The organism is Pseudomonas sp. GW821-FHT10C09 (genome assembly GCF_059415465.1).
On the sequence record NZ_JBWKNG010000027.1, the window covers coordinates 43,910 to 67,130 of the forward strand.

Annotated in this window: 19 protein-coding genes; 10 read left to right on the forward strand and 9 right to left on the reverse strand. The window is 59.6% G+C overall.

Annotation, left to right across the window (positions count from 1 at the left end; translation table 11 throughout):
* Positions 1-28 precede the first annotated feature (28 nt).
* From AC07N8_RS24635 to secB, 3 genes are read left to right on the forward strand one after another with little or no spacing between them, the layout of a single operon-like run.
* Complete coding sequence (locus AC07N8_RS24635) at positions 29-442, forward strand: rhodanese-like domain-containing protein (RefSeq protein ID WP_027922167.1); 414 nt, start codon at positions 29-31, stop codon at positions 440-442.
* Position 443: 1 nt separating this feature from the next.
* Positions 444-698: a glutaredoxin 3 gene (grxC, locus tag AC07N8_RS24640; RefSeq protein ID WP_008149430.1), complete on the forward strand. Its 255-nt coding sequence runs from the start codon at positions 444-446 to the stop codon at positions 696-698.
* Between the two features lie 41 nt (positions 699-739).
* On the forward strand, positions 740-1,231 hold the full coding sequence (gene secB / locus AC07N8_RS24645) for a protein-export chaperone SecB (RefSeq protein WP_077432292.1): 492 nt from the start codon (positions 740-742) through the stop codon (positions 1,229-1,231).
* 131 nt (positions 1,232-1,362) lie between these two features.
* Here the strand turns inward: secB and AC07N8_RS24650 are convergent, their stop codons facing one another.
* Positions 1,363-1,818, reverse strand: a complete 456-nt coding sequence (locus AC07N8_RS24650; RefSeq protein ID WP_123435449.1) for a tRNA (cytidine(34)-2'-O)-methyltransferase — start codon at positions 1,816-1,818, stop codon at positions 1,363-1,365.
* On the opposite strand from AC07N8_RS24650, the gene AC07N8_RS24655 reads away from it, so the two are divergent.
* Positions 1,817-2,257: a hypothetical protein gene (locus tag AC07N8_RS24655; RefSeq protein ID WP_493146138.1), complete on the forward strand. Its 441-nt coding sequence runs from the start codon at positions 1,817-1,819 to the stop codon at positions 2,255-2,257. The genes AC07N8_RS24650 and AC07N8_RS24655 overlap by 2 nt on opposite strands.
* Before the next feature lie 615 nt (positions 2,258-2,872).
* Here AC07N8_RS24655 and ntrC read toward each other — a convergent pair.
* From ntrC to glnA, 7 genes are all read right to left on the reverse strand, one after another.
* Positions 2,873-4,309, reverse strand: a complete 1,437-nt coding sequence (gene ntrC, locus AC07N8_RS24660; RefSeq protein WP_027922162.1) for a nitrogen regulation protein NR(I) — start codon at positions 4,307-4,309, stop codon at positions 2,873-2,875.
* Positions 4,306-5,391: a nitrogen regulation protein NR(II) gene (gene glnL, locus AC07N8_RS24665; protein WP_008024908.1), complete on the reverse strand. Its 1,086-nt coding sequence runs from the start codon at positions 5,389-5,391 to the stop codon at positions 4,306-4,308. Before glnL ends, ntrC begins: the two co-directional genes overlap by 4 nt.
* A 230-nt stretch (positions 5,392-5,621) precedes the next feature.
* Positions 5,622-6,242, reverse strand: coding sequence for a DUF4124 domain-containing protein (locus AC07N8_RS24670; protein ID WP_483840959.1), 621 nt, complete (start codon positions 6,240-6,242; stop codon positions 5,622-5,624).
* On the reverse strand, positions 6,239-6,748 hold the full coding sequence (locus tag AC07N8_RS24675) for a DUF4124 domain-containing protein (protein WP_493146135.1): 510 nt from the start codon (positions 6,746-6,748) through the stop codon (positions 6,239-6,241). Before AC07N8_RS24675 ends, AC07N8_RS24670 begins: the two co-directional genes overlap by 4 nt.
* 26 nt (positions 6,749-6,774) lie before the next feature.
* A complete protein-coding gene (locus tag AC07N8_RS24680) occupies positions 6,775-7,197 on the reverse strand; it encodes a cupin domain-containing protein (protein ID WP_483840961.1) in 423 nt (140 codons plus the stop codon).
* Between the two features lie 214 nt (positions 7,198-7,411).
* The gene (locus tag AC07N8_RS24685; RefSeq protein WP_483840962.1) at positions 7,412-8,020 is read right to left on the reverse strand and encodes a hypothetical protein; all 609 of its coding nucleotides are present in this window, start codon (positions 8,018-8,020) and stop codon (positions 7,412-7,414) included.
* Positions 8,021-8,215: 195 nt separating this feature from the next.
* Positions 8,216-9,622, reverse strand: a complete 1,407-nt coding sequence (gene glnA / locus AC07N8_RS24690) for a type I glutamate--ammonia ligase (protein ID WP_483840963.1) — start codon at positions 9,620-9,622, stop codon at positions 8,216-8,218.
* Positions 9,623-9,952: 330 nt separating this feature from the next.
* On the opposite strand from glnA, the gene thiI reads away from it, so the two are divergent.
* The gene (gene thiI / locus AC07N8_RS24695; protein ID WP_493146132.1) at positions 9,953-11,407 is read left to right on the forward strand and encodes a tRNA uracil 4-sulfurtransferase ThiI; all 1,455 of its coding nucleotides are present in this window, start codon (positions 9,953-9,955) and stop codon (positions 11,405-11,407) included.
* 139 nt (positions 11,408-11,546) lie between these two features.
* On the forward strand, positions 11,547-13,367 hold the full coding sequence (typA, locus tag AC07N8_RS24700; protein WP_090176728.1) for a translational GTPase TypA: 1,821 nt from the start codon (positions 11,547-11,549) through the stop codon (positions 13,365-13,367).
* 187 nt (positions 13,368-13,554) lie between these two features.
* Here the strand turns inward: typA and AC07N8_RS24705 are convergent, their stop codons facing one another.
* A complete protein-coding gene (locus AC07N8_RS24705; RefSeq protein ID WP_123435589.1) occupies positions 13,555-13,995 on the reverse strand; it encodes a YkgJ family cysteine cluster protein in 441 nt (146 codons plus the stop codon).
* A gap of 260 nt (positions 13,996-14,255) precedes the next feature.
* Here AC07N8_RS24705 and AC07N8_RS24710 point away from each other — a divergent pair, with 260 nt between their 5' ends.
* From AC07N8_RS24710 to AC07N8_RS24725, 4 genes are all read left to right on the forward strand, one after another.
* Positions 14,256-16,706 (forward strand): glycogen/starch/alpha-glucan phosphorylase, encoded by a 2,451-nt coding sequence (locus AC07N8_RS24710; protein WP_483840965.1) that lies wholly within the window; start codon positions 14,256-14,258, stop codon positions 16,704-16,706.
* 269 nt (positions 16,707-16,975) lie between these two features.
* The gene (locus tag AC07N8_RS24715) at positions 16,976-20,554 is read left to right on the forward strand and encodes a DUF2339 domain-containing protein (protein WP_493146130.1); all 3,579 of its coding nucleotides are present in this window, start codon (positions 16,976-16,978) and stop codon (positions 20,552-20,554) included.
* Positions 20,551-21,924, forward strand: coding sequence for a DUF3999 domain-containing protein (locus AC07N8_RS24720; RefSeq protein ID WP_483840967.1), 1,374 nt, complete (start codon positions 20,551-20,553; stop codon positions 21,922-21,924). The genes AC07N8_RS24715 and AC07N8_RS24720 overlap by 4 nt, the downstream gene beginning before the upstream one ends.
* Before the next feature lie 285 nt (positions 21,925-22,209).
* The gene (locus tag AC07N8_RS24725; protein ID WP_059181786.1) at positions 22,210-23,220 is read left to right on the forward strand and encodes a class 1 fructose-bisphosphatase; all 1,011 of its coding nucleotides are present in this window, start codon (positions 22,210-22,212) and stop codon (positions 23,218-23,220) included.
* The last annotated feature ends 1 nt before the right edge of the window (position 23,221 follow it).

Sequence of the window (23,221 nt, forward strand, 5' to 3'; positions counted from 1 at the left end):
ACATTTTAACGCCCTGGAACCTCCTTCGATGGTTGCTCACCTGATTGAATTTGCCACTAACCACTACATTCTTGTCGGTATCTTCGTCGTACTGCTGGCGGCGCTGATTGCCTATCAAATGCAGGGCGGCGGCCGTAGCCTGAGTACCGGTGAACTGACCGGGCTGGTCAACAAGGATGCAGGCGTCGTGATCGACATCCGTTCGAACAAGGACTTCGCCGCCGGTCATATCGTTGGCGCGTTGAACATTCCTCACGACAAACTGACCGCGCGCATCGGCGAACTGGAAAAGCACAAGGCCAAGACCATCATTCTGGTCGACGCCCTGGGCCAGACCGCCGGTACTCATGCCCGCGAACTGATGAAGTCCGGCTTCACCGCCGCCAAGCTCTCCGGTGGTATTTCCAGCTGGAAGGGCGACAACCTGCCGCTGGTGAAGTGATATGAGCAACGTCGTCGTCTATTCCAGCGATTACTGCCCTTACTGCTCGCGAGCCAAGTACCTGCTCGAGAACAAAGGCGTGGCCTTCGAAGAGATCAAGGTCGATGGCAAGCCGCAGGTGCGCGCCGCCATGGCTCAGAAAGCCGGACGTACGTCCGTGCCGCAGATCTGGATCGGCAGCACCCATGTTGGTGGTTGTGATGATTTGTTTGCCCTTGAGCGCGCCGGTAAGCTCGACGCCATGCTCAAGGCCTGAATACCTTCCCTATAAGACCCCAAGATCAGAAAGGATCTGAGATGACTGACCAACAGAACACTGCAGCTAGCGAAGAAGAAACCGCACCGCAATTCTCCTTGCAGCGCATCTACGTACGTGACTTGTCCTTTGAAGCCCCGAAAAGCCCGGCGATTTTCCGCCAGCAGTGGGAGCCGAGCGTCGGTCTGGATCTGAACACCCGTCAAAAGCCCCTGGAAAGCGACTTCTACGAAGTTGTGCTGACCTTGTCCGTGACCGTGAAGAACGGTGAAAACGGCGAAGTCGCATTCATCGCTGAAGTGCAACAGGCCGGGATCTTCCTGATCAAGAACCTGGACGACGCTTCGATGAGCCACACCCTTGGCGCGTTCTGCCCGAACATCCTGTTCCCGTACGCTCGCGAAACCCTGGACAGCCTGGTCACCCGTGGCTCGTTCCCGGCCCTGATGCTGGCACCGGTGAACTTCGACGCGCTGTACGCACAAGAACTGCAACGCATGCAGGCGGCTGGCGAGACTCCGACCGTTCAGTAAGCGTTCGAAGCACCAAAGCAATATTGATGTGGGAGCGAGCCTGCTCGCGAATAGGGAGTGTCAGATGACAGTAACGTCGCCTGACACGCCGCTTTCGCGAGCAAGCCCGCTCCCACATTTGTTATGCGCTGTTATTTGAAACCGAGCTGGCGCCAGCCTTCATACACGGCGACGGCCACGGTGTTGGACAGGTTCAGGCTGCGGCAACCTTCACGCATCGGCAAACGCAGGCGTTGTTCGCCGGGCAGGGCGTCGAGCACTTCAGGCGGCAAGCCACGGCTTTCCGGACCGAACAGGAAGGCATCGCCCTCGGCGAAGCTGGCATCGTGGAACGGTCGCGAACCCTTGGTGGTGAAGGCGAACAACCGCGGATGGCCAAGGCTCTCCAGGCAGCTGGCGAGGTCGGCGTGGCGTTGCAGGGTGGCGTACTCGTGGTAGTCGAGGCCGGCCCGGCGCAGGCGCTTGTCGTCCATCTCGAAGCCTAGCGGCTCGATCAAATGCAGGTGGCAGCCACTGTTGGCGCACAGCCTGATAACGTTGCCGGTATTCGGCGGAATTTCTGGTTGAAAAAGGATGACGTGAAACATGCACGGCTCCGAAGGTAAAGATGACGGGCATTCTACGCCGCCAAAGGACCCTCGTTCGAAACTATTCCCGCGCGTGCTCGGTTCGTTGGCGATTGTCGGGATGATGGTGGGGCTGATGATCGGTCGCCTGACCGCGCCAGACCCGACTGTCTTGCAGCAAGTGGAGGTCACCAGCGACGGCCTGATCGTGTGGTTCAACAACGAACCCAAGAGCCACGGCGAGTTTGTCGACGGTAGCCTCGCGCTGCTGTTCGAGGCTGAAGGCAAAGCGCAGAAAGGTCAGCTCAGGCTTGACGATAAAAACGTCAATTGGCGAGTTCGTTTGAGTGATGGGGGATTGTTGTTGTCGGTGGTGGCGGCCCGGCCGTTGCAAGGCGAATGGGCCGGTAGCGAGGTCGATGACCGCTGGCGGCTGGAGATCCATCTCCGGGAGCAATAAAAGAGGGAATCCCCGGCCTGCCTGTACCAAGGTTCCCAAAACGGCGGGGCTCACGCATTGCGTCGTGAGCCCGGTGTAAAGAAGGAACCCCTGACCTGCCTGTATCAAGGGCCCCAAAACGGGTGGGCTCGTCGCGTGTGCGGTGTGAGCCCGATGTAAAGAGGGGAATCCCCGGCCTGCCTGTACCAAGGTCCCCGAAACCGGGTAGTGAGCTGAATCACTGAATGGACTATTGCAGGTGGCGTGCCAGTTTTTAACAAGTTGAAACAGAAAGCCGCGCAGAAACGTCGAAAGCCCCGTATTCCGGGGCTTTCGTGTTTTTTCGATAGGGGTTCGATTGCGAAAGGCGATGGGGTGATGGATCAGTGTTTGTGCGCGATTGCGGTTCACGGTGCATTCAGTCGGTGCACGGAACCCCGAACTGTGGGAGCGAGCCTGCTCGCGAAAGCGGTGGTCCAGTCAGCTTCAATGTTGGATTAAATGACCCCTTCGCGAGCAGGCTCGCTCCCACAGGGTTCGGTGGTGTTCACTCGAAGGTGAAAACACTGAAAATCCACTGTGGGAGCGAGCCTGCTCGCGAATGGATGTAACTGTCAGCGAAGAGCTGAAGGTTGCTTAACCCTCATCCCCCTCATCATCATCCCCACCATCCACCTTCATCCCCAATTCCTTGATCTTGCGCGTCAGGGTATTACGCCCCCAACCCAACAAGACCGCAGCATCGCGGCGGCGGCCGGCGGTGTGTTTGAGGGCGGTCTCGATCATGATCCGCTCGAAAGCCGGCACGGCGGTGTCCAGCAGGCTCGACTGACCACGCGCCAATGCCTGATCGGCCCACTGGCGCAGCGCTTGTTCCCAGTTGGTCACCGGCGCCGAATCCTGCGGCAGGCTCAGCAGTTCAGGCGGCAGGTCGCTGATGTGCACTTCGCGACCCGATGCCATCACCGTGATCCAGCGGCACGTGTTCTCCAGCTGACGGACGTTGCCGCCCCACGGCAGGTTCTTCAGGTATTCCTCGGTTTCACTTTTCAGCAGCTTCGGTTCGACCGCCAGTTCTTGCGCGGCGCGGCTGAGGAAGTGCTTGGCGAGAGTCGGGATGTCTTCGCGACGGTCCGACAGGCGCGGAATGTGGATGCGGATCACGTTGAGGCGGTGGAACAAGTCCTCACGGAATTTCCCGGCGTGCACCAGGGTTTCCAGATTCTGGTGAGTCGCGGCGATGATTCGCACATCGACCTTCACCGGCACATGACCGCCAACGCGGTAGAACTCGCCGTCGGCCAGTACCCGCAGTAAACGGGTCTGGGTGTCGGCCGGCATGTCGCCGATTTCATCAAGGAACAGCGTGCCGCCGTCCGCCTGTTCAAAGCGACCGCGACGCAGGTTGGCTGCGCCGGTGAACGCGCCTTTTTCGTGGCCGAACAGCTCGGACTCCATCAAGTCCTTTGGAATCGCCGCCATATTCAGCGCGATGAACGGCGAGGCCGCCCGTGGGCTGTGGCGGTGCAGGGCGTGAGCCACCAGCTCTTTACCGGTCCCGGATTCGCCGTTGATCAGCACGGTGATGTTGGAGTGGCTCAAGCGCCCGATAGCGCGAAACACTTCCTGCATCGCCGGTGCTTCGCCGATGATTTCCGGGGTACGGGTCAGGGCGACCGGGACTTCCAGGCCTTGCTGTTCCTGAGCGTGCTGATTGGCGCGCTTGACCAGGGAAACGGCTTCATCGACATCGAACGGCTTGGGCAGGTATTCGAACGCGCCACCCTGATAGGACGCGACAGCGCTGTCCAGATCGGAGTGAGCGGTCATGATGATGACCGGCAACCGTGGGTGCTGCTCGCGAATCCGTGCCAGGAGGTCCAGGCCGCTGGCACCCGGCATGCGGATGTCAGAGATGATCACGTCCGGTTGCTGGCGCGCCAGGCGGCTCATCACGCCATCGGCGCTGTCGAAGCTTTGCGTGGTCATGCCTTCCTGCTGCAAGGCTTTTTCCAGGACCCAACGGATAGAACGGTCGTCATCGACGATCCACACGGTTTCACTACGGCTCATGTCGATGTGGCTCCTTGTTCCAGTGGCAGAAAGATCGAGAAAGTGGTGTGGCCTGGGTGGCTGTCACATTCGATCAAGCCCTGGTGCTGGCTGATGATGTTCTGGGTAATGGCCAGGCCCAGCCCGGTACCGTCCGGACGACCGCTGACCATGGGAAAGAAGATGGTTTCCTGCAGTTCCGCAGGAATGCCCGGACCGTTGTCGATAATTTCGATCTTGGTCACCAGGCGATGGCGCACGTGGCCGATGGTGAACTGGCGCATGGCGCGGGTGCGCAGGCTGATGCGGCCAAGGCGCAGCTCGTTCTGGCTGCTGATGGCCTGCATCGCGTTGCGCACGATGTTCAGCACCGCCTGAATCATTTGTTCGCGGTCGATCAACACATCCGGAATGCTTGGGTCGTAGTCGCGCACCAAGGTGATGCAGCCTTGGCTTTCGGCTTCCACGAGATGGCAGACGCGCTCCAGCACTTCGTGGACGTTGCACATGGCCAGGGAAGGCAATTTATTCGAGCCGAGCATGCGGTCGACGAGGTTTCGCAGGCGGTCGGCTTCTTCAATGATCACGTTGGTGTAATCGCGCAGGCTTTCTTCGGGCAGTTCGCGGGCGAGTAATTGCGCGGCGCCGCGAATCCCGCCCAGCGGATTCTTGATTTCATGGGCGAGACCACGCACCAGCATCTTGCTGGTTTCCTGCTTCGACAACTGCGCCTCTTCCTTGGTGATCCGCAGCAGGCGGTCACGGGGATGAACTTCCAGCAACAGCATGGTGGCGCCGTTGGCCAGGATCGGCGTGACCGCGTAATCGACGGTCAGGGTCTGGCCGGTGAGGGCGGTGAGCATCGCTTCGCGTTTGGTGAACGGGTGCGCCTGCTCGACCGCCTGGCGCAGGGAATTCAGCGCTTCGGTGGATTCGGTGAACAACTCGCTGATGAACTGCCCATGACTGCGCTGGCCGCTGATGGCCAGCAGCATCTCCGCCGCCGGGTTCATGTACTCGAGGCGCAGTTCGGCGTCGAGCAGGATGGTGGCGGTGGTCAGGTTGTCGAGTAGCAAGCGGTGTAGTGCGTCGCTAATGGTCATCAGGACCTCTTTTGGAGCGGAGCGTGCGCGAGAAACAAGCGCTGATGCGGGGAAAATGCAAAAACCAAACCAAGGCTCCGAAAAGAAGCAATTAAGGCCTGAAACGGGCGTTTGACGCTCGTTTGCGTGGCGTTCTGCCAGCTTTCGCGGGTACTTTCGAACCAAAATGGGTTGCGATGTGGGTACGGTGCACCCTATCGCACCAATATAGTGCGCAAAGCTGAACGACGTTAGAACAAACGCAGGAAGGGATTTTTTTCTTCTTCCGGTTTGTCTTCGAGGGGGCATTCCGGCCGTTGGCCGTAGTCGGCGAGGGTGCAGGGTTTGACCCGGCGTTGTTGCGCGAGTGAGGTGCGCAGCATGTGGAAGGGCTGATTGGCCGTGCGTTCGATGGTGCGGCCTTGTTCGTCGAGGATTTCCACTGACAGGTTGTGGCTGCCGCGATCGATATTGGTCAGGGGGAAAACCGGGCTCGGGCCGGGTTCGGCGGTGGGTTGACCGTCGAGCAGCAGGCGGTAGCGATGACCCGGTTGCAGACCGGGTTCATTGGTGACGCTGACGATAATTTCGCCGGCATTGCTGCGGATCGTCGCGTCTGGCTCCGGCACCAGAATGCGCAGCAAGTCGTAGTGAAACAGTGCTTGCTCGTCGGGCGGGTTCGCGGCGATCAGCGGTTTCCCAGTGGAGGGTTGGGCAGCCATGCGGTTGCTGGTCGCCAGCGGCACGCGTTTGGCGTTGCCGTGTTGTGGCTGGTCGGTGAAGGCGCGATTGCCTTGGGCGTCGACGTAAGTGAAGACTTCAGCCGACACCGGGAAGGCGATCAAACAGGCGATCAGCAGCCACAGCTTCATGGCTTGTGCACCCGTTGCACGGTGAACGTGACGCTCGGACTTTGCTGCAGGACCTCCTCGCCATTGATCACCTGCACCGCCAGGCTGTGTTCACCCCGGTCGATGTTCACCAGTTGCAAGATCGGCACATTGCTCGATTGCCCATACGGCTGGCCATCCAGCAGCAATCGCAACAGATGCGGTGCTTGCAGGCGCGGCTTGATCAGGACGCTGACGGTGAAGGTACCGTTATTGGCGCGCAGGGCTTCCTCGGTGGGCAAGCCAGTCAGTTGCAGCGCCTCGTAGGCGTTGCCGGGCGGCTCATTGCGGGTGGTGCCGCTGGGGGCGGCGAGAGGGGCTTGGGGTTCCACGCTGTTGAGCGGCGGCAATTCAACCGGCTGGGCCGTGACGCCATCGGGCGGTTGATTGCTGTAGGCGGTGTTGCCGTCGGCGTCGGTGTATTTGTAGATTTGGGCCGTCACGGGATAGACGAAGAACAGCAGCAAAAGCATTAAAAGTGGCCGCATTCAGACTCCCTGTGAGCAGCAAGGATTTACTCCGACAGTGGAATACCTTCGCTGCCAGCATAGAACACAATAAGTTCTACCGGTTCATCGCCGGTGACCCCGCGATGGGCAATATCGACCATTTCCGCCACGGCTTCACCTTGTTTGACGCGTGTGGTCTGGCCGTTGTCCCTGCTCTCGATAATCAGCTCGCCGGAGAGGACATAGCCCGCATTGGGAATAGGGTGGATGTGCCAGGGCAGTTGGGTGTTGGCCGGTATCTTGAGTTTGAGCACGGTCAGCTCGGGTGTGGCATCCAGATAGCGCATGTAAGGTGAGTTGTCCCACGACTGACTGCTCTTGAGCAGGATTTCTCGTTCGATTTTCGTGGGCTCGGCCGTGGTGCTGCAGCCCTGCAGGGTAAGGGCGCCGAGCACGACCAGTATTGTCCTGAGTGAGTAGGTTTTCATCGATCCTTCCTTTGAGTCCATTCCGTGGACAGGCTGCGAATCATTCACAGCGATTGATGCCGCAAGATACTGCGTGCGGCCGAGGGGAAGGCGGATTTTATTGTTGGAAAATGCGTCAAAAAAAACGTCTGAAACTGGCCGCGTAACCATCAGGCAATCTACGCGGCGTTCAAAAAAATCACCTCATCCACTGCACCCGGTCGCCCTGGAAGGCTCATTCAGAATCTTTCATGCAAGGCCCGATTATCTTGCGCAATTTGCTGTCGTCTTGCGGCAGGACAAACCTGGCGGTCAGCGGTGGATCACCTTTTATCGTTGACGGTAGTGTCAGCGTCAGCGATTGGCCCCGCGCGCCTTTGTGGGTCCAGTCATTCAACCCTTGCCGATTGGTTGGCATGTAAAAGTTGAAGAGCAATTTGTCTGATGGCGGAAGCGCACTCGTGTAAAAGCCGTTTATCGAATAGTCGCGGGGCGCAAGTATTCCCGTTTTGAGGCTCAAGGGGCCGGTGGATCGGGCGTCAGGGCCTTCAAAGGCATCGGGGTTGAAGCCCAGCTCATCCGTCGAGGTCAGCAGTGTGATAACAGGGCGGCGCACGGGAGAGCGATAACAGCTGACTTGCAGCATGGCTGCGCTGGTTTTGTTTCCGTGGCTCGCTTGACCGTTCAGGCGCGCACTGACTAGCGGGGCGTCCGGATCTGGTTTCACTACGCGCCATGCTTCTTCGTGAGCGTCGGCAGGCAAGAGGCTTTCAGCGGCTTGAGTGCCGGTCAGGACGCAGAGCAACAGCGTTAACGAGAAAAAATTGGTGCGGGGAAGGTTCATCGCAAAAACCGCAGGGAGAGAATGCGGCGGATGGTAGAGGGTTGCGTGCGATTGGCGAACCCATTGGCGGGTGCGCTTCTGGGTTTAACCCCGGCGAGCGCTCTGTTCTCAATCCAAGTGCTTGTTTTTTTTACAAATAAAAAGGCCTCCCAAAGGAGGCCAATTTGTTACGCCGCGTGTGCAGGCGCTACCGGATCAGCAGCTGTAGTACAGCTCATATTCCAGTGGGTGTACGAAGGTGCGGACCTTGATTTCTTCTTCGCTTTTCAGAGCGATGTAAGCGTCGATGAAGTCATCGGAGAACACGCCGCCTTTGGTCAGGAACGCGCGACCTTTGTCCAGCTCTTCCAGGGCTTCTTTCAGGCTGCCGCAAACTTGTGGGATCTCTTTCGCCTCTTCAGGCGGCAGGTCGTACAGGTTTTTGTCAGCAGCATCGCCTGGGTGGATCTTGTTCTGGATGCCGTCCAGGCCAGCCATCAACAGTGCAGCGAAGCCCAGGTACGGGTTAGCTGCTGGATCCGGGAAGCGGGCTTCGATACGGCGAGCGCGAGGGCTGGACACGTAAGGAATACGGATCGAAGCGGAACGGTTGCGAGCCGAGTAGGCCAGCATTACCGGTGCTTCGAAACCTGGGACCAGACGCTTGTAGGAGTTGGTCGACGGGTTGGTGAAGCCGTTCAGGGCCTTACCGTGCTTGATGATGCCGCCGATGAAGTACAGGGCGGTGTCGGACAGGCCGGCATAGCCTTCGCCAGCGAAGGTGTTCTTGCCATCTTTGGCGATGGACAGGTGAACGTGCATACCCGAACCGTTGTCGCCGTACAGAGGCTTAGGCATGAAGGTCGCGGTGCGGCCGTAAGCAACTGCAACGTTGTGTACGCAGTACTTCAGGGTCTGAACTTCGTCAGCCTTGGCAACCAGGGTGTTGAACTTCACACCGATTTCGTTCTGGCCGGCAGTCGCCACTTCGTGGTGGTGAACTTCGATGGTCAGGCCCATTTCTTCCATGGCATTGCACATGGAGGTACGGATTTCGTGGTCGTGGTCAAACGGTGGAACCGGGAAGTAACCGCCTTTGATACCTGGACGGTGGCCATGGTTGCCGCCTTCGATGTCCTGGTCGGACATCCACGAGCCTTGTTCCGAGAAGATTTTGAACATCGAGCCGGAGATGTCCGACTTGAACTTCACTTGATCAAAGATAAAGAACTCTGGCTCCGGGCCAACGAATACTGTATCGCCGATACCGGTCGACTTCAGGTATTCCTCGGCGCGGTGGGCGATGGCGCGTGGGTCACGGTCATAGCCTTGCATGGTCGAAGGGTCGATCACGTTGCAGACCAGAATCAGCGTTGGGTCTTCGGTGAACGGGTCGAGGACGGCAGTGCTGTCGTCCGGCAGCAGGATCATGTCGGAGGCTTCGATGCCTTTCCAGCCAGCGATGGAGGAGCCGTCGAACATTTTGCCTTCTTCGAAGAAAGCGTCATCCAGCGCGTCGCGAGCCGGCATGGTCACGTGGTGCTGAGTGCCTTTGGTGTCCGTGAAGCGCAGATCAATCCATTTGACGTCATGATCTTTGATGAGTTGAACCGACTTCGACATAGTGTCCTCCGGGTGGCTTCGGGCTTGGTAGTGGATGCCCTTGGAATGTGGGTGATGCCGGCGCGAATACTCTGCCAAGGCAACCTGCCTCACAAGGGAGCAAATTGCATGCCAGTGCCCCACCATGGGTTTTTTGCCCCAATTTCACGCTTATAAAGGCACAAGGCGAGTTCGGAGGAGAAATCTCGCCCTACAATGTAGCGTTAAAATCCATAAATGACCCGTTTTGGTGCGCGCAAAACCTTCTGCACATTAACTGGTTAAACCTTGAGCAATTTCCGCTATAATCCGCGCCCCCCTTTTTCGGCTGGCCCAGCGCGCGCTGTTTTCATGAAACTAATCGTAAAAGTCTTCCCCGAGATCACCATCAAGAGCCGCCCGGTACGGATGCGTTTCATCCGCCAATTGGCTAAAAATATCCGCACCGTGCTCCGCGACCTGGACCCGGCCGTGGTGGTGAACGGTGTGTGGGACAATCTCGAGCTGGAAACCCGCGTCAGCGAGCCCAAAGCCCTGAAGGAGATGACCGAGCGCCTGAGCTGCATGCCGGGCATCGCGCATTTCCTGCAGGTCGATGAATACCCGTTGGGCGACTTCGACGACATCGTCGCCAAGTGCAAGCAGCACTTCGGTGAGTCCCTGGCCGGAAAGATCTTTTCGGTGCGCTGCAAGCGCGCCGGCAAGCACGAATTCAGCTCGATGGACGTCGAAAAATACGTCGGCAGCCAACTGCGTCGTCAGTGCGGCGCCGCCGGAATCTCGCTGAAAGCGCCGGAAATCGAAGTTCGCATCGAAATTCGCGACAAACGGTTGTTTGTGATCCACAACCAGCACAACAGCATCGGCGGTTATCCGCTGGGTGCACTGGAACAGACGCTTGTGCTGATGTCCGGCGGCTTCGACTCCACCGTGGCGGCGTACCAGATCATGCGCCGTGGCCTGATGAGCCATTTCTGCTTCTTCAATCTGGGCGGAAGGGCCCATGAACTGGGCGTCATGGAAGTCGCGCACTTCATCTGGAAGAAGTACGGAAGCTCCCAACGCGTGTTATTTGTCAGTGTGCCGTTCGAGGAAGTTCTGGGAGAAATTCTCGGGAAAGTCGATAACAGTCATATGGGTGTAGTTTTGAAGCGTATGATGTTGCGCGCTGCTTCCCGTATTGCTGATCGGCTGGAGATTGAAGCGCTGGTCACCGGTGAAGCGATTTCCCAGGTGTCGAGCCAGACGTTGCCGAACCTGTCCGTGATCGACTGCGTGACCGACAAGCTGGTCTTGCGTCCGCTGATCGCCAGTCACAAGCAGGACATCATCGACCTGGCTAACGAAATCGGGACTGCCGATTTCGCCAAGCACATGCCGGAATACTGCGGGGTCATCTCGGTGAACCCAAAGACCCACGCCAAGCGTCCGCGCGTGGAGCATGAAGAGAAAGAATTCGACATGGCGGTCCTTGAGCGTGCGCTCGAGAACGCCAAACTGGTGCCGATCGATCGCGTAATCGACGAATTGGGCCAGGACTTGCAGATTGAAGAAGTCAGCGAAGCGCTGGCGGGGCAAATCATCATCGACATCCGTCACCCGGATGCCGCTGAAGATGATCCGCTGGCCCCGGCTGGTATCGAGGTACAAGCGATGCCTTTCTATGCATTGAACGCTCGTTTCAAGGAACTGGACCCTACTCGCCAGTACCTGCTGTATTGCGACAAAGGCGTGATGAGTCGCCTGCATGCCCACCATTTGCTCAGTGAGGGGCATGCCAATGTGCGCGTTTATCGACCGAGCTAAGAGCCCGGGGCTGTATGCCTGTGGCCTGCGTCACCGGCCCCCCGACTCTGCCGTCAAGCTGTAACGGCAAGGCCTGACTCTACTGTTAATCGCTGCCAAGACTTGTCAGCACACCGAATCCTCTGATCGAGATACACAAGTGATCGAAAATCTACGCAACATCGCCATCATTGCTCACGTTGACCATGGTAAAACCACCCTGGTAGACAAACTCTTGCGTCAATCCGGCACCCTGGAGCGCAACGAGCTCAACGACGAGCGCGTGATGGACTCCAACGACCAGGAGAAAGAGCGCGGTATTACCATTCTGGCGAAAAACACCGCCATCAACTGGAACGGCTACCACATCAACATCGTGGATACCCCGGGCCACGCCGACTTCGGCGGCGAAGTTGAACGCGTAATGTCGATGGTTGACTCCGTTCTGCTGCTGGTTGACGCTCAAGACGGCCCTATGCCGCAAACCCGTTTCGTGACCAAGAAGGCTTTCGAAGCCGGCCTGCGTCCAATCGTGGTCATCAACAAGGTTGACCGTCCAGGCGCGCGTCCGGACTGGGTTCTGGACCAGATCTTCGACCTGTTCGACAACCTTGGTGCTACCGAAGAACAGCTGGACTTCAAAGTCGTCTACGCCTCGGCCCTGAACGGCATTGCCGGTCTGGAACACACCGACATGGCTGAAGACATGACCCCGCTGTACCAGTCGATCGTCGACAACGTACCTGCGCCGAAAGTTGACCGCGATGGTCCGTTCCAGATGCAAATCTCCGCTCTGGACTACAACAGCTTCCTGGGTGTTATCGGCGTTGGCCGTATCGCTCGTGGCCGCATCAAGCCGAACACTCCGGTTGTCGCTATCGACGCCGACGGCAAGAAGCGCAACGGTCGTATCCTGAAGCTGATGGGTCACCACGGTCTGCACCGTATCGACGTTGAAGAAGCAGCTGCCGGCGACATCGTCTGCATCAGCGGCTTCGACCAGCTGTTCATCTCCGACACTCTGTGCGACCCACTGAACGTCGAAGCGATGAAGCCGCTGACCGTTGACGAACCAACCGTTTCCATGACCTTCCAGGTAAACGACTCGCCTTTCTGCGGTAAAGAAGGCAAGTTCGTGACTTCCCGTAACATCAAGGAACGTCTGGACAAAGAACTGCTCTACAACGTTGCCCTGCGCGTTGAAGAAGGCGACACCGCCGACAAGTTCAAAGTCTCCGGCCGTGGTGAGCTGCACCTCTCGGTACTGATCGAAACCATGCGTCGCGAAGGCTTCGAAATGGGTGTTGGTCGTCCGGAAGTGATCATCCGCATGGTTGACGGCGTGAAGCACGAACCGTATGAAAACGTGACCATCGACCTGCCAGAAGAATCGCAAGGTTCGATCATGGAACAGATCGGTATCCGTAAAGGCGACCTGACCAACATGGTTCCGGATGGCAAGGGCCGTGTGCGCCTTGAGTACAACATCCCGGCTCGTGGCCTGATCGGTTTCCGTAACGAGTTCCTGACCCTGACCTCCGGTGCAGGCATCCTGACCTCGATCTTCGACCGTTACGACGTGATGAAGTCCGGCGACATGTCCGGCCGTCAGAACGGCGTGCTGGTGTCGGTTGCTACCGGTAAGGCTCTGACTTACTCGCTGGAAACCCTGCAAGCTCGCGGCAAATTGTTCCTGGGTCACGGTGAAGACGTGTACGAAGGTCAAATCGTCGGCATCAACAGCCGCGACAACGACCTGGGCGTCAACCCAACCAAAGGCAAGAAGCTCGACAACATGCGTGCTTCGGGTAAAGACGAAACCATCGCTCTGGTTCCGCCTATCCGCTTCACTCTGGAGCAGGCTCTGGAATTCGTTCAAGAAGACGAATTGTGCGAAGTCACTCCTAAGTCCATCCGTCTTCGTAAGAAGATCCTGGGCGAAAGCGAGCGTACCCGCGCTGCGAAGAAGTCCGGTAACTAAGTCATTTAGTTAGCTGACAAAAAAACGCCCCCGACCGCAAGGTCGGGGGCGTTTTTGTTTGTCTGGGGTATGTGTAGTGTTTGCGCTGGCCCCTTCGCGAGCAGGCTCGCTCCCACTGGGGAGCGCATTTCAATGTGGGAGCGAGCCTGCTCGCGATGAGGACCTGTCAGACAACGAAGATTTCTGGTTAGAACTTATCGAGCGGCCGACGGCTCTCGCTGGTCTCGCGCACCACTTCTTTCGGTTTGTACGCGCAATACCCAGGCCGCGGACCGATTTTCGGGTGATTGCGGCAGGTATCCGGGCGCTTTTCATAAATAGTGCACAGACGGCTCTTACGATCCAGGTACAGGCAGTCGTTGTTGCTCATGCGCTGGAGGGTGAAGATCTCGGTCTTCTGGCTGTAACGCTCGACGATCCCTTCCTTCTGCAGACGCTTGGCGATGTTCTTCGCCGGCTCGCCGCGTTCGAACTCGTCGACGATGCCGATACGGATCAGATCCTTGATCTTGACCTCGACCGGCAGCGTGCAGCAACTGGACACGCAGGAACCGCACATCGGCGCAGAGTACTTGGCCCAGGTATCGAGGCGATCGATCTCAGCGGCGGCGATCAGGTTGGGCTTCATCATCGGTTGTTACCAGCTACGTGCATCAGGGCGCGCGATCATACCGGGACTGGTGGATTTTTGAACAACCTTTCGCCAGATTTTTTCTGTACCAGCCAAAAAGCACCGTTAATCCGGCACGGCCCCTGCATTGATTCAGGCACACGACAATGTAATGCCGAGCTATCTCGCACTATCAGGAAAAACTGCCGAACCAGAGCCCCCAGCGTCTGTCAGACCGTCTAGGCTCAACCATTCCACGCTCGCTCGAGGTCCTATCGATGACTCAAGAACCACTTGTTCGCGAAGCAGAGGTGGCCGCATTTCGCGACGCCGTCTTGACCAAACTCACCTACGCGGTGGGTAAAGACCCGGATCACGCCTTCGACCACGACTGGTTCGAAGCCATTGCCCTCGCGGCGCGGGATCACATGGTCGAGCACTGGATGGACCACACCCGGCAGATCTACCGCAAAGGGCAGAAACGGGTTTATTACCTCTCCCTCGAATTTCTCATCGGCCGGCTGCTCTACGACAGCCTGAGCAACCTTGGCTTGCTCGACGTCGCCCGCGAAGCGCTGACCGAACTCGGCGTCGACCTCGAGCGCATCCGCCTGCTGGAACCCGACGCGGCGCTGGGCAACGGCGGCCTCGGTCGTCTGGCCGCCTGCTTCATGGAGAGCATGTCGACCCTCGGCATCGCCGGCCACGGCTATGGCATTCGTTATGAGCACGGGTTGTTCCGCCAGGCCATCGTCGACGGCTGGCAGCAGGAACAGACCGAACACTGGCTGGACTTCGGCAACCCGTGGGAATTCGAGCGTCCAGAAGTCGTTTACCCGATCGGCTTCGGCGGCAGTGTCGAAACCGTCACCGATGAAAACGGCAAGACCAAGCAAGTCTGGACCCCGGTGGAAACCGTCCGCGCGATTGCTTACGACACGCCGGTGGTCGGCTGGCGTGGGGCGAGCGTCAACACGCTGCGTCTGTGGCGCGCCCGCGCCATGGAAGATTTGCACCTGGAACGCTTCAACGCAGGTGACCACTTGGGCGCCGTGGCAGAAGTAGCCCGGGCCGAAAGTATTTCCCGGGTCCTTTATCCGGCAGACAGCACCGAAGCCGGCCAGGAACTGCGCCTGCGTCAGGAATATTTCTTCGTCGCCGCGTCCTTGCAGGATTTGCTGCGCCGTCACCGCAACATGCACACCTCGGTCCTGACCCTGGGCGACCACGCGGCGATCCAGCTCAACGACACGCACCCCTCGATTGCCGTGGCCGAATTGATGCGCCAACTGGTCGATGTCTACGACGTGGCATGGGATGCGGCGTGGCAGGTCACCGTGGACACGTTGTCGTACACCAACCACACGCTGTTGCCCGAAGCACTGGAAACCTGGCCAGTCGGCTTGATGGAGCGGATGTTGCCGCGGCACATGCAGATCATTTACCTGATCAACGCCCAGCACATCGATTCGCTACGGGCCAAAGGCATTCACGACTTCGACGTGTTGCGCGCGGTATCGCTGATCGAAGAAGACAACGGCCGCCGTGTGCGCATGGGCAATCTCGCGTTCCTGGGTTCGCACAGCGTCAACGGCGTGTCCGGGCTGCACACGCAATTGATGCGCAAAACCGTGTTCTCCGAACTGCACAAGCTGTACCCGGATCGGATCAACAACAAGACCAACGGCATCACCTTCCGCCGCTGGCTCTACCAGGCCAACCCCGAATTGACGTCGATGATGGTCGATGCCCTCGGGCCTGATTTGCTGGACAACGCCGAATCACGTCTGCTCGAACTGGAACCGTTCGCCGAAAAGCCGGCGTTCCGCAAAGCCTTCGCCGAACAGCGTCTGCACAGCAAAAAAGCCCTCGCCTACATCATTCACGAACGGCTGGGCGTGGCGGTCAACCCGGCGGCGATGTTCGACGTGCAGGTCAAACGGATCCACGAGTACAAACGCCAGTTGCTCAACCTGATGCACACCGTGGCGTTGTATCAGGCGATTCGGGCCGAGCCGGAAATCGACTGGGTGCCGCGCGTGAAGATCTTCGCCGGCAAGGCCGCCGCCAGTTATCACCAGGCCAAGCTGATCATCAAATTGACCAACGACATCGCCCGGGTGGTGAACAACGACCCGACCGTGCGCGGTTTGCTCAAAGTGGTGTTCCTGCCCAACTACAACGTCAGCCTGGCGGAGAGCATTATTCCGGCAGCGGATTTGTCGGAGCAGATTTCCACAGCAGGCTTTGAGGCTTCCGGCACCAGCAACATGAAGTTCGGCCTCAACGGCGCCCTGACCATCGGCACCCTCGATGGCGCCAACGTCGAAATGTGCGAACGCATCGGCGCCGAGCACATGTTCATCTTTGGCCTCAGCGCGCAACAGGTGGAAGCGCGCAAACAGAACCATGAGTTCAACGCGACGCCGGACATCGCCGCGTCCCATCGGCTGAATGACGTGCTGCAAGCGATTCGTGGCGGGGTGTTCTCGCCGGATGATCCGTCCCGTTACACCGGGCTGATCGATTCGCTGGTGGATTACGACCGCTTCCTGGTCTGTGCCGACTTCGACTCTTACTGGGACGCGCAGATGCGTGTCGAGGCCCATTGGCACGACTCCAAGGAATGGTGGCGCTCGGCGGTGTTGAACACGTCGCGGATGGGTTGGTTCTCATCCGACCGGACCATTCGTGAGTACGCGACGGATATCTGGAAGGCGCTGGAGTAACTTTTCGCAATAATTGCGCGCCAGGCCCGACGTGCGTTGGGCCTGGCCGATATACTAAGCACCGGTTACGCCGGGTTGCATGCATTGGCAATCCATTGTGGGAGCGAGCCTGCTCGCGAAAGCGGACTGACATTCAGCATCGATGTTGAAAGTCAGTCCGCTTTCGCGAGCAGGCTCGCTCCCACAGGTTTGTGTGGTTTCACACTAAACTCAGCCAATGCTGCCTTGCCGGACTCGCCCCATCGCGGGGCCGCTTAGGGATATCGACCATGCAATGGATTTTCATGCTGATTGGGCTGGTGCTTGGCTGGATACTCGACGAGTCATTCAGTGATGCGCTATTGGGCGCGTTGCTCGGCTTGGGTATTGGCCAAGCCATTCACATCGCCCGTTTGGGTACAAAAGCGGCCGAGCAGCACCTTCTTCTGCAGCAAACGCAAGTTGCGCTGAATGCCGTGCAGCAACGTCTGGCCTTGCTCGAAGTGTCTGGCGTCAACGCGCCGGAAACCAGCGAACCGATCGCCAGCAAGTCCGTTGCACCTCCTGAATTTACCCTCGACGAAATCCCTGCCGAAACCCCTGAGCTAATCTGGGACCTCCCTGCCGAACTCGAACCGACCACCGCTGCGGCGACTGAAACCAGTCAGCCACTGCCGGCCGATGTCTGGAAACCCGAGCCAGTTGTCCGCGAACCTGCCATCCCGCGCGGCCCCAACTTCATCGATCGCGCCATCAGCGGTGCCCGCGCCTGGCTGTTCGGTGGCAACACCGTGCTGCGGGTCGGCGTGGTGCTGTTGTTCCTCGGTCTGGCCTTTCTGCTGCGTTACGCGACCGAAGGCATGGTGGTGCCGATTGAGCTGCGTTACGCCGGGGTTGCGGCGGCCGCATTGGGGCTGCTCGGTCTGGGCTGGTGGCTGCGTCATCGCAACACGAATTACGCGTTGATGCTGCAAGGCACCGGCATTGCCGTGCTGTACCTGACGGTGTTCGCCGCCATGCGTTTGCATCCGCTGCTTGATCCAACGGCGGCGCTCGGCTTGTTGGTGGCGGTGACGGTGTTCTCGGCCATTCTGGCGATTACCCAGGATTCCCTGGCGCTGGCTTGCGCCGCCGCGCTGGGCGGTTTTGCTGCGCCGATTCTCACGTCCACTGGCGCCGGCAACCATGTCGCGCTGTTCAGCTACTTTGCCTTGCTCAACGCCGGCATCCTCGCCATTGCCTGGTTCAAGGCCTGGCGTTTGCTCAACCTGATCGGTTTTGTCGGCACGTTCGGCATCGGTTTCGTTTGGGGTCTGCGTTCCTACACGCCAGAGTTGCTGTGGAGCACCGAGCCGTTCCTGATCCTGTTTTTCCTGATGTACCTGGCCATCGGCCTGTTGTTCGCCCGGCGCAAGTTGCTGGAAATGAGCGATGCGCCCGAGGACGACAGTCGCGAGGCACTGCTGCGCTGGTCGGCGCGCAAAGGTGATTACGTCGACGGGACGATGCTGTTTGGCCCGCCGCTGGTGGGCTTCGGCTTGCAGTTCGCGCTGGTCCAGCACCTTGAGTTTGCCGCCGCGTTCAGCGCATTGGCGCTGGGCATGATCTACATGGGCCTGGCCCGTTTGCTGATGGGCGGGCGCGCGTTATTGCTGGCGGAAACCTGTCTGGCGCTGGGCGTGATCTTCGCCAGCCTGGCGATCCCGTTGGGGCTCGATGCGCGCTGGACGTCTGCTGCCTGGGCCGTCGAAGGTGCCGGGATTTTCTGGCTCGGTCTGCGTCAGCAACGTCCTTTGGCCAGGGCCTTTGCCTTGCTGCTGCAATTGGGCTCGGCGCTGGCGTTTCTCAGCGAACTGCGGATCGGCGAAAGCAGCCTGCTCGACGGCGCACCGTTGGGCGCGTTGATGCTCGGCGTGGCGTTGCTGTTCAGCTTCTACCAATTGCGCCAAGCCTCGCCGGAGCACACGGCGCAATGGGAACGCAAAGGGCTGCCGGTTCTGGCTAGCCTCGGCCTGACGTTTCTTTACCTGCTGGCGCCGTTGTTTTTCTTCACCCACGGTACGGCGATCAGCTGGGCGCTGGCCGGTCTGGCGACGTTGTTTGTGGGGCTGCGCCTGCAATCGCGCACGTTCCTGTTCACCGCGTTTGCGGTGCAATTACTCGGGGGCGCGTTGTTTCTGCTGCGCCTGCAAGGTGCTGGCGGTGAATCTGCGGCGGTATTCAGTGCCGGCTGGAGCGGTTTGCTCAGTGCCTCGCTGATCGGCCTGGCGTTGATCGCCGGCATGCTGCTGGCTGCGCGCGACGAGATGGTGCGCAGCGACGTGCGGTTGTTGCGCGGCTTGTCGGTGGTGTTGCTGGCCGGCCTGGTGCTGATCAATCTCGCGGTGCTGTTCGTGCTGCCATGGCAGACCGCGAGCGCGGTGTGGGCGGCCAGTGGTTTGTTCATCATCTGGTTGAGCCTGTATCTGAAGCAGCGCGTGAGTTTTGTCTTCGGTTTGCTGTTGCAGGTGATTGGCGGCGCGGCGTTCCTGTTTGCCGGGCCGGACCTGCTTGGACCGTTGGCCAGCGAGGGGCTGAAGCCGCTGGCGCACAGCGGTTTCTGGACGCCGTTGGTACTGGGTTTGGCGGCGCTGGTCGGGGCCTGGCGATTGCAATTGGGCAACCATGCTTCGGCGTTCGATGTGTTGAGCCTGCAGCGTTTGTCCGAAGTGCTGCTGGTGTGGGGCGCGGGCTGGTGGGCGCTGGCGTGGGTCAGTGAAGTGCTGCGCTTTGCGCCGGTGAACTTGCAAGCGCCGATGTTGCTGGCAGTCGCGGCTATCAGCGTGGCGCTGTGGACGCTGTTGGCACTGCGCTTGAAATGGTCTTCGCTGGGTTTGCTCTGCACCTTGCTGATACCAGTGGCGGGCGTGGTGTTGCTGGCGGCGTGGCATTCGCGTTACCACCCGGCGGCCAGTTTTGGCGGGTTGGCCTGGGCAGCGGTGTTCGTCGTGCATTTCGTCTCGCTGAAACGACTGGCGCCGATGTTGCTGGCGCGCGCGGTCAGCACCGCGCATGTGCTCGGTTGCTGGTTGTTGATCGGCGTGCTGGCGTTGGAACTGCGTTACGGCTTGCTGTTGTTGTCCGAGCAGTACAACGCCTGGCGCTGGTTGGGCTGGGCGATTCTGCCGAGTCTGTACCTGGTGCTGATGGCGGCGCCGCGTACTTGGCCGTGGCCGGTGTCGGCGTATCCCCGCGAGTACCGACTGTATGCGGCCGCACCGTTGGCGTTGCTGATGCTCGGCTGGTTCTGGCTGGCGAACGTGGTCAGCGACGGCACCGCCGAACCGCTGCCGTATGTGCCGCTGATCAACCCGCTGGAGTTGGGCCTGCTGTTTGCGCTGTTCGGCGTCTACGTCTGGTCGCGCAGCGCGGTGACACAGCTGGGGATTCGCAAGGACTACGCCGAGCACGCCACGCAGTTGATCGCCGGGGTTTCGCTGTTCGTGTTCTTCACCGCGTTGGTGATGCGCACCGCGCACCATTGGGGCGGTGTGCCGTTCGAATTCGATGCCTTGCTGGACTCGATGCTGGTGCAGGCCGGGCTGTCCATCGTCTGGACCCTGATGGCGCTGAGCCTGATGATCGGCGGCCATTTGCGCCATCGTCGCGAGGTCTGGCTGATCGGTGCGGCGTTGATTGGCGTGGTGGTGGCCAAGCTGTTCTTTGTCGAATTGAGTAACCGCGGCGGGCTCGCGCGGATCGTGTCGTTTATCGGCGTAGGCGTGTTGCTGCTGGTGGTGGGCTATTTCGCGCCGCTGCCGCCCAAACGCGTCGAGGCTGTGCCGGAGTCTGAAAAACCGGCCCCGGAAACCGAAGGAGTGTCGTCTTGAGTCAGAAGCAGAACCTGGGCTGGTTGGGCGCGGTGGCGCTGGGTGTATCGCTGTCTGTCGGTGCCCAGGAGCAACCGGCGGATTTCACCACTCAAGTGCCGTTGTCCGTGAGCGGCGACGGCCCGTGGTATCGACTCGAATTGCCGTTGAGCGTGCAGTTGAATGCGCGGCAAACCGACCTGAGTGATGTGCGTGTGTTCAACGCCGCCGGTCAGGTTCAGGGGTATGCCTTGGCGCGCGAGTCGGCCCAGACCCGCGAAAATCGCACGCTGACCGACGTGAAGTGGTTCCCGTTGTACAACTCGGCGGATTCCACCGAGCGCGCGCCCAGCGTGCGAGTGCAATCGAGTGCCAACGGCACGCTGGTCGAAGTACAGCCGTCCAGCCAATTGGAAGCGGGCGAAGAAGTCCTGCGCGGCTGGTTGCTCGATGCCAGCGGCATCAAGGCGCCGCTGCAGCAATTGGTCCTCGACTGGACCAGCGAGCGTGACGGCTTCCAGCGTTTTTCCATCGAGGCCAGCGACGACTTGCAGCATTGGCAGTCGTGGGGCGAAGGGCAGGTCGCACGGCTGACGTTTGCCGACGAACGGGTCGAGCAGCATGAAGTCGGGCTGCCGGGGCAATCGGCGCGTTATTTGCGCTTGCTGTGGAATTCGCCGCAATCGGCGCCAGCGCTGACCTCGGCGCAGCTGGAAAGCGCCAGCACCCGCAGCCTGCCGCTGCCGTTGGTCTGGTCGCAACCGTTGGCCGGCAGCAGCGCGAAGGCCGGTGAATACACTTGGCAGTTGCCGATGGGGCTGAATGTCGAACGGGTGCAGGTCGAGCTGAGTCAGCCCAACAGTCTGGCGCCGGTGGCGTTGTCGGGTCGCCGCGAGAGCAGCTTGCCGTGGCAGCCGCTGGGCAGCGGTTTGCTGTATCGCTTGACCCAGAATGGCCAGGACGTGGTGCAGAACGAATTGCAGTTGCCGGGGCAGACTGTGCAGCAGTTGAAGTTGGTGGTGGATGAGCGCGGTGGTGGCTTGGGAGCCGAAGCACCGACGCTGAAGTTCGCCGTGCGTTCGACGCAATTGGTGTTCCTGGCACGTGGCCCCGGGCCTTACACGCTGGCGCTGGGCAATGCGACAGTGAAAGCGGCGAGCTTGCCGCTGTCGACGCTGATCCCGGATTACAGCGCGCAGAAACTGGCGAGCTTGGGCAAGGCAACGGTGGACGGCGGGGCAGTGGTGACGTCGACTTCGACGGTGACCACGACGGCGACGGCGGGTACAAACTGGAAGAAATTCGGGCTGTGGGCGGTGTTGTTGCTGAGTGTGCTGTTCCTGGCGGCGATGGCGTTCAGCTTGCTGCGCAAGCCCCCGGCCTCACACTGAGAATGGCTGGCGCTACGCGCCATTCGCGAGCAGGCTCGCTCCCACACTGATCCTGTGAACATTGGAGATCCATTGTGGGAGCGAACCTGCTCGCGAAAGCGATCTTCAAAACGCCAAATACCTTGAAACTGCCCCCTGCCGCCGGTCTACATCCGCCCCGTTTCGAACTACGCTCAAACCGGCACATGAACTCTCTTGGGCGTATCACGTCTGATAGGAGGAAATGCGCCTCGACTCGCGTTAAACTGCGCGGGTTTTTAGCCCCCCATTCCACCGGAGCCTTCCATGTCCCGCGTTACCCTGAGTCGCTATTTGATTGAGCAGACCCGTAGCAACAACACCCCTGCCGATCTGCGTTTCCTGATCGAAGTGGTGGCGCGTGCTTGCAAAGAGATCAACCACGCCGTGTCCAAAGGCGCCCTCGGTGGTGTTCTGGGCAGCATGGGCACTGAAAACGTCCAAGGTGAAGTGCAGAAGAAACTCGACGTGATCTCCAACGAGATCCTGCTCGAAGCCAACGAATGGGGCGGTCACCTGGCCGGCATGGCGTCCGAAGAAATGGACAATGCCTACCAGATCCCGGGCAAGTACCCGAAAGGTGCGTACCTGCTGGTATTCGACCCGCTGGACGGTTCGTCGAACATCGACATCAACGCGCCGGTCGGTACGATTTTCTCGGTGCTGCGTTGCCCGAACGAATACCTGAGCCAGAACGAGCCTTTGAACGAAAAGGCTTTCCTGCAGCCAGGCACCGAGCAAGTGGCTGCCGGTTACGCGATCTACGGTCCACAGACCATGCTGATCCTGACCCTGGGTGATGGCGTAAAAGGCTTCACCCTGGACCGTGAAATGGGCAGCTTCGTACTGACTCACGAAGACATCAAGATCCCGACCTCCACTCAGGAATTCGCGATCAACGCCTCCAACCAGCGTCACTGGGAAGCCCCGGTACAACGTTACGTCGGCGAACTGCTGGCTGGCGAAGAAGGCCCGCTGAAAAAGAACTACAACATGCGTTGGGTCGCCGCGATGGTCGCGGACGTGCACCGCATCCTGACCCGTGGCGGTCTGTTCATGTACCCGCGCGACAGCCGCGAGCCATCGAAGCCGGGCAAACTGCGCCTGATGTACGAAGCCAACCCGATGTCGTTCCTGGTTGAACAGGCTGGCGGCGCTTCCACCGATGGCCATCAGCGCATCCTCGACATCAAGCCGGACGGCCTGCACCAGCGTGTCGCGGTGTTCCTCGGTTCGAAAGAAGAAGTCGAACGCGTCACGGCTTACCACAAGGCCTAAA

Bases quoted from the DNA above. Each gene is read 5' to 3' on its own strand.
- AC07N8_RS24635 (WP_027922167.1), top strand. From the start codon at position 29: ATGGTTGCTCACCTGATTGAATTTGCCACTAACCACTACATTCTTGTC.
- grxC (WP_008149430.1), top strand. From the start codon at position 444: ATGAGCAACGTCGTCGTCTATTCCAGCGATTACTGCCCTTACTGCTCG.
- secB (WP_077432292.1), top strand. From the start codon at position 740: ATGACTGACCAACAGAACACTGCAGCTAGCGAAGAAGAAACCGCACCG.
- AC07N8_RS24655 (WP_493146138.1), top strand. From the start codon at position 1,817: ATGCACGGCTCCGAAGGTAAAGATGACGGGCATTCTACGCCGCCAAAG.
- AC07N8_RS24650 (WP_123435449.1), bottom strand. From the start codon at position 1,818: ATGTTTCACGTCATCCTTTTTCAACCAGAAATTCCGCCGAATACCGGC.
- ntrC (WP_027922162.1), bottom strand. From the start codon at position 4,309: ATGAGCCGTAGTGAAACCGTGTGGATCGTCGATGACGACCGTTCTATC.
- glnL (WP_008024908.1), bottom strand. From the start codon at position 5,391: ATGACCATTAGCGACGCACTACACCGCTTGCTACTCGACAACCTGACC.
- AC07N8_RS24670 (WP_483840959.1), bottom strand. From the start codon at position 6,242: ATGAAGCTGTGGCTGCTGATCGCCTGTTTGATCGCCTTCCCGGTGTCG.
- AC07N8_RS24675 (WP_493146135.1), bottom strand. From the start codon at position 6,748: ATGCGGCCACTTTTAATGCTTTTGCTGCTGTTCTTCGTCTATCCCGTG.
- AC07N8_RS24680 (WP_483840961.1), bottom strand. From the start codon at position 7,197: ATGAAAACCTACTCACTCAGGACAATACTGGTCGTGCTCGGCGCCCTT.
- AC07N8_RS24685 (WP_483840962.1), bottom strand. From the start codon at position 8,020: ATGAACCTTCCCCGCACCAATTTTTTCTCGTTAACGCTGTTGCTCTGC.
- glnA (WP_483840963.1), bottom strand. From the start codon at position 9,622: ATGTCGAAGTCGGTTCAACTCATCAAAGATCATGACGTCAAATGGATT.
- thiI (WP_493146132.1), top strand. From the start codon at position 9,953: ATGAAACTAATCGTAAAAGTCTTCCCCGAGATCACCATCAAGAGCCGC.
- AC07N8_RS24705 (WP_123435589.1), bottom strand. From the start codon at position 13,995: ATGAAGCCCAACCTGATCGCCGCCGCTGAGATCGATCGCCTCGATACC.
- AC07N8_RS24710 (WP_483840965.1), top strand. From the start codon at position 14,256: ATGACTCAAGAACCACTTGTTCGCGAAGCAGAGGTGGCCGCATTTCGC.
- AC07N8_RS24715 (WP_493146130.1), top strand. From the start codon at position 16,976: ATGCAATGGATTTTCATGCTGATTGGGCTGGTGCTTGGCTGGATACTC.
- AC07N8_RS24725 (WP_059181786.1), top strand. From the start codon at position 22,210: ATGTCCCGCGTTACCCTGAGTCGCTATTTGATTGAGCAGACCCGTAGC.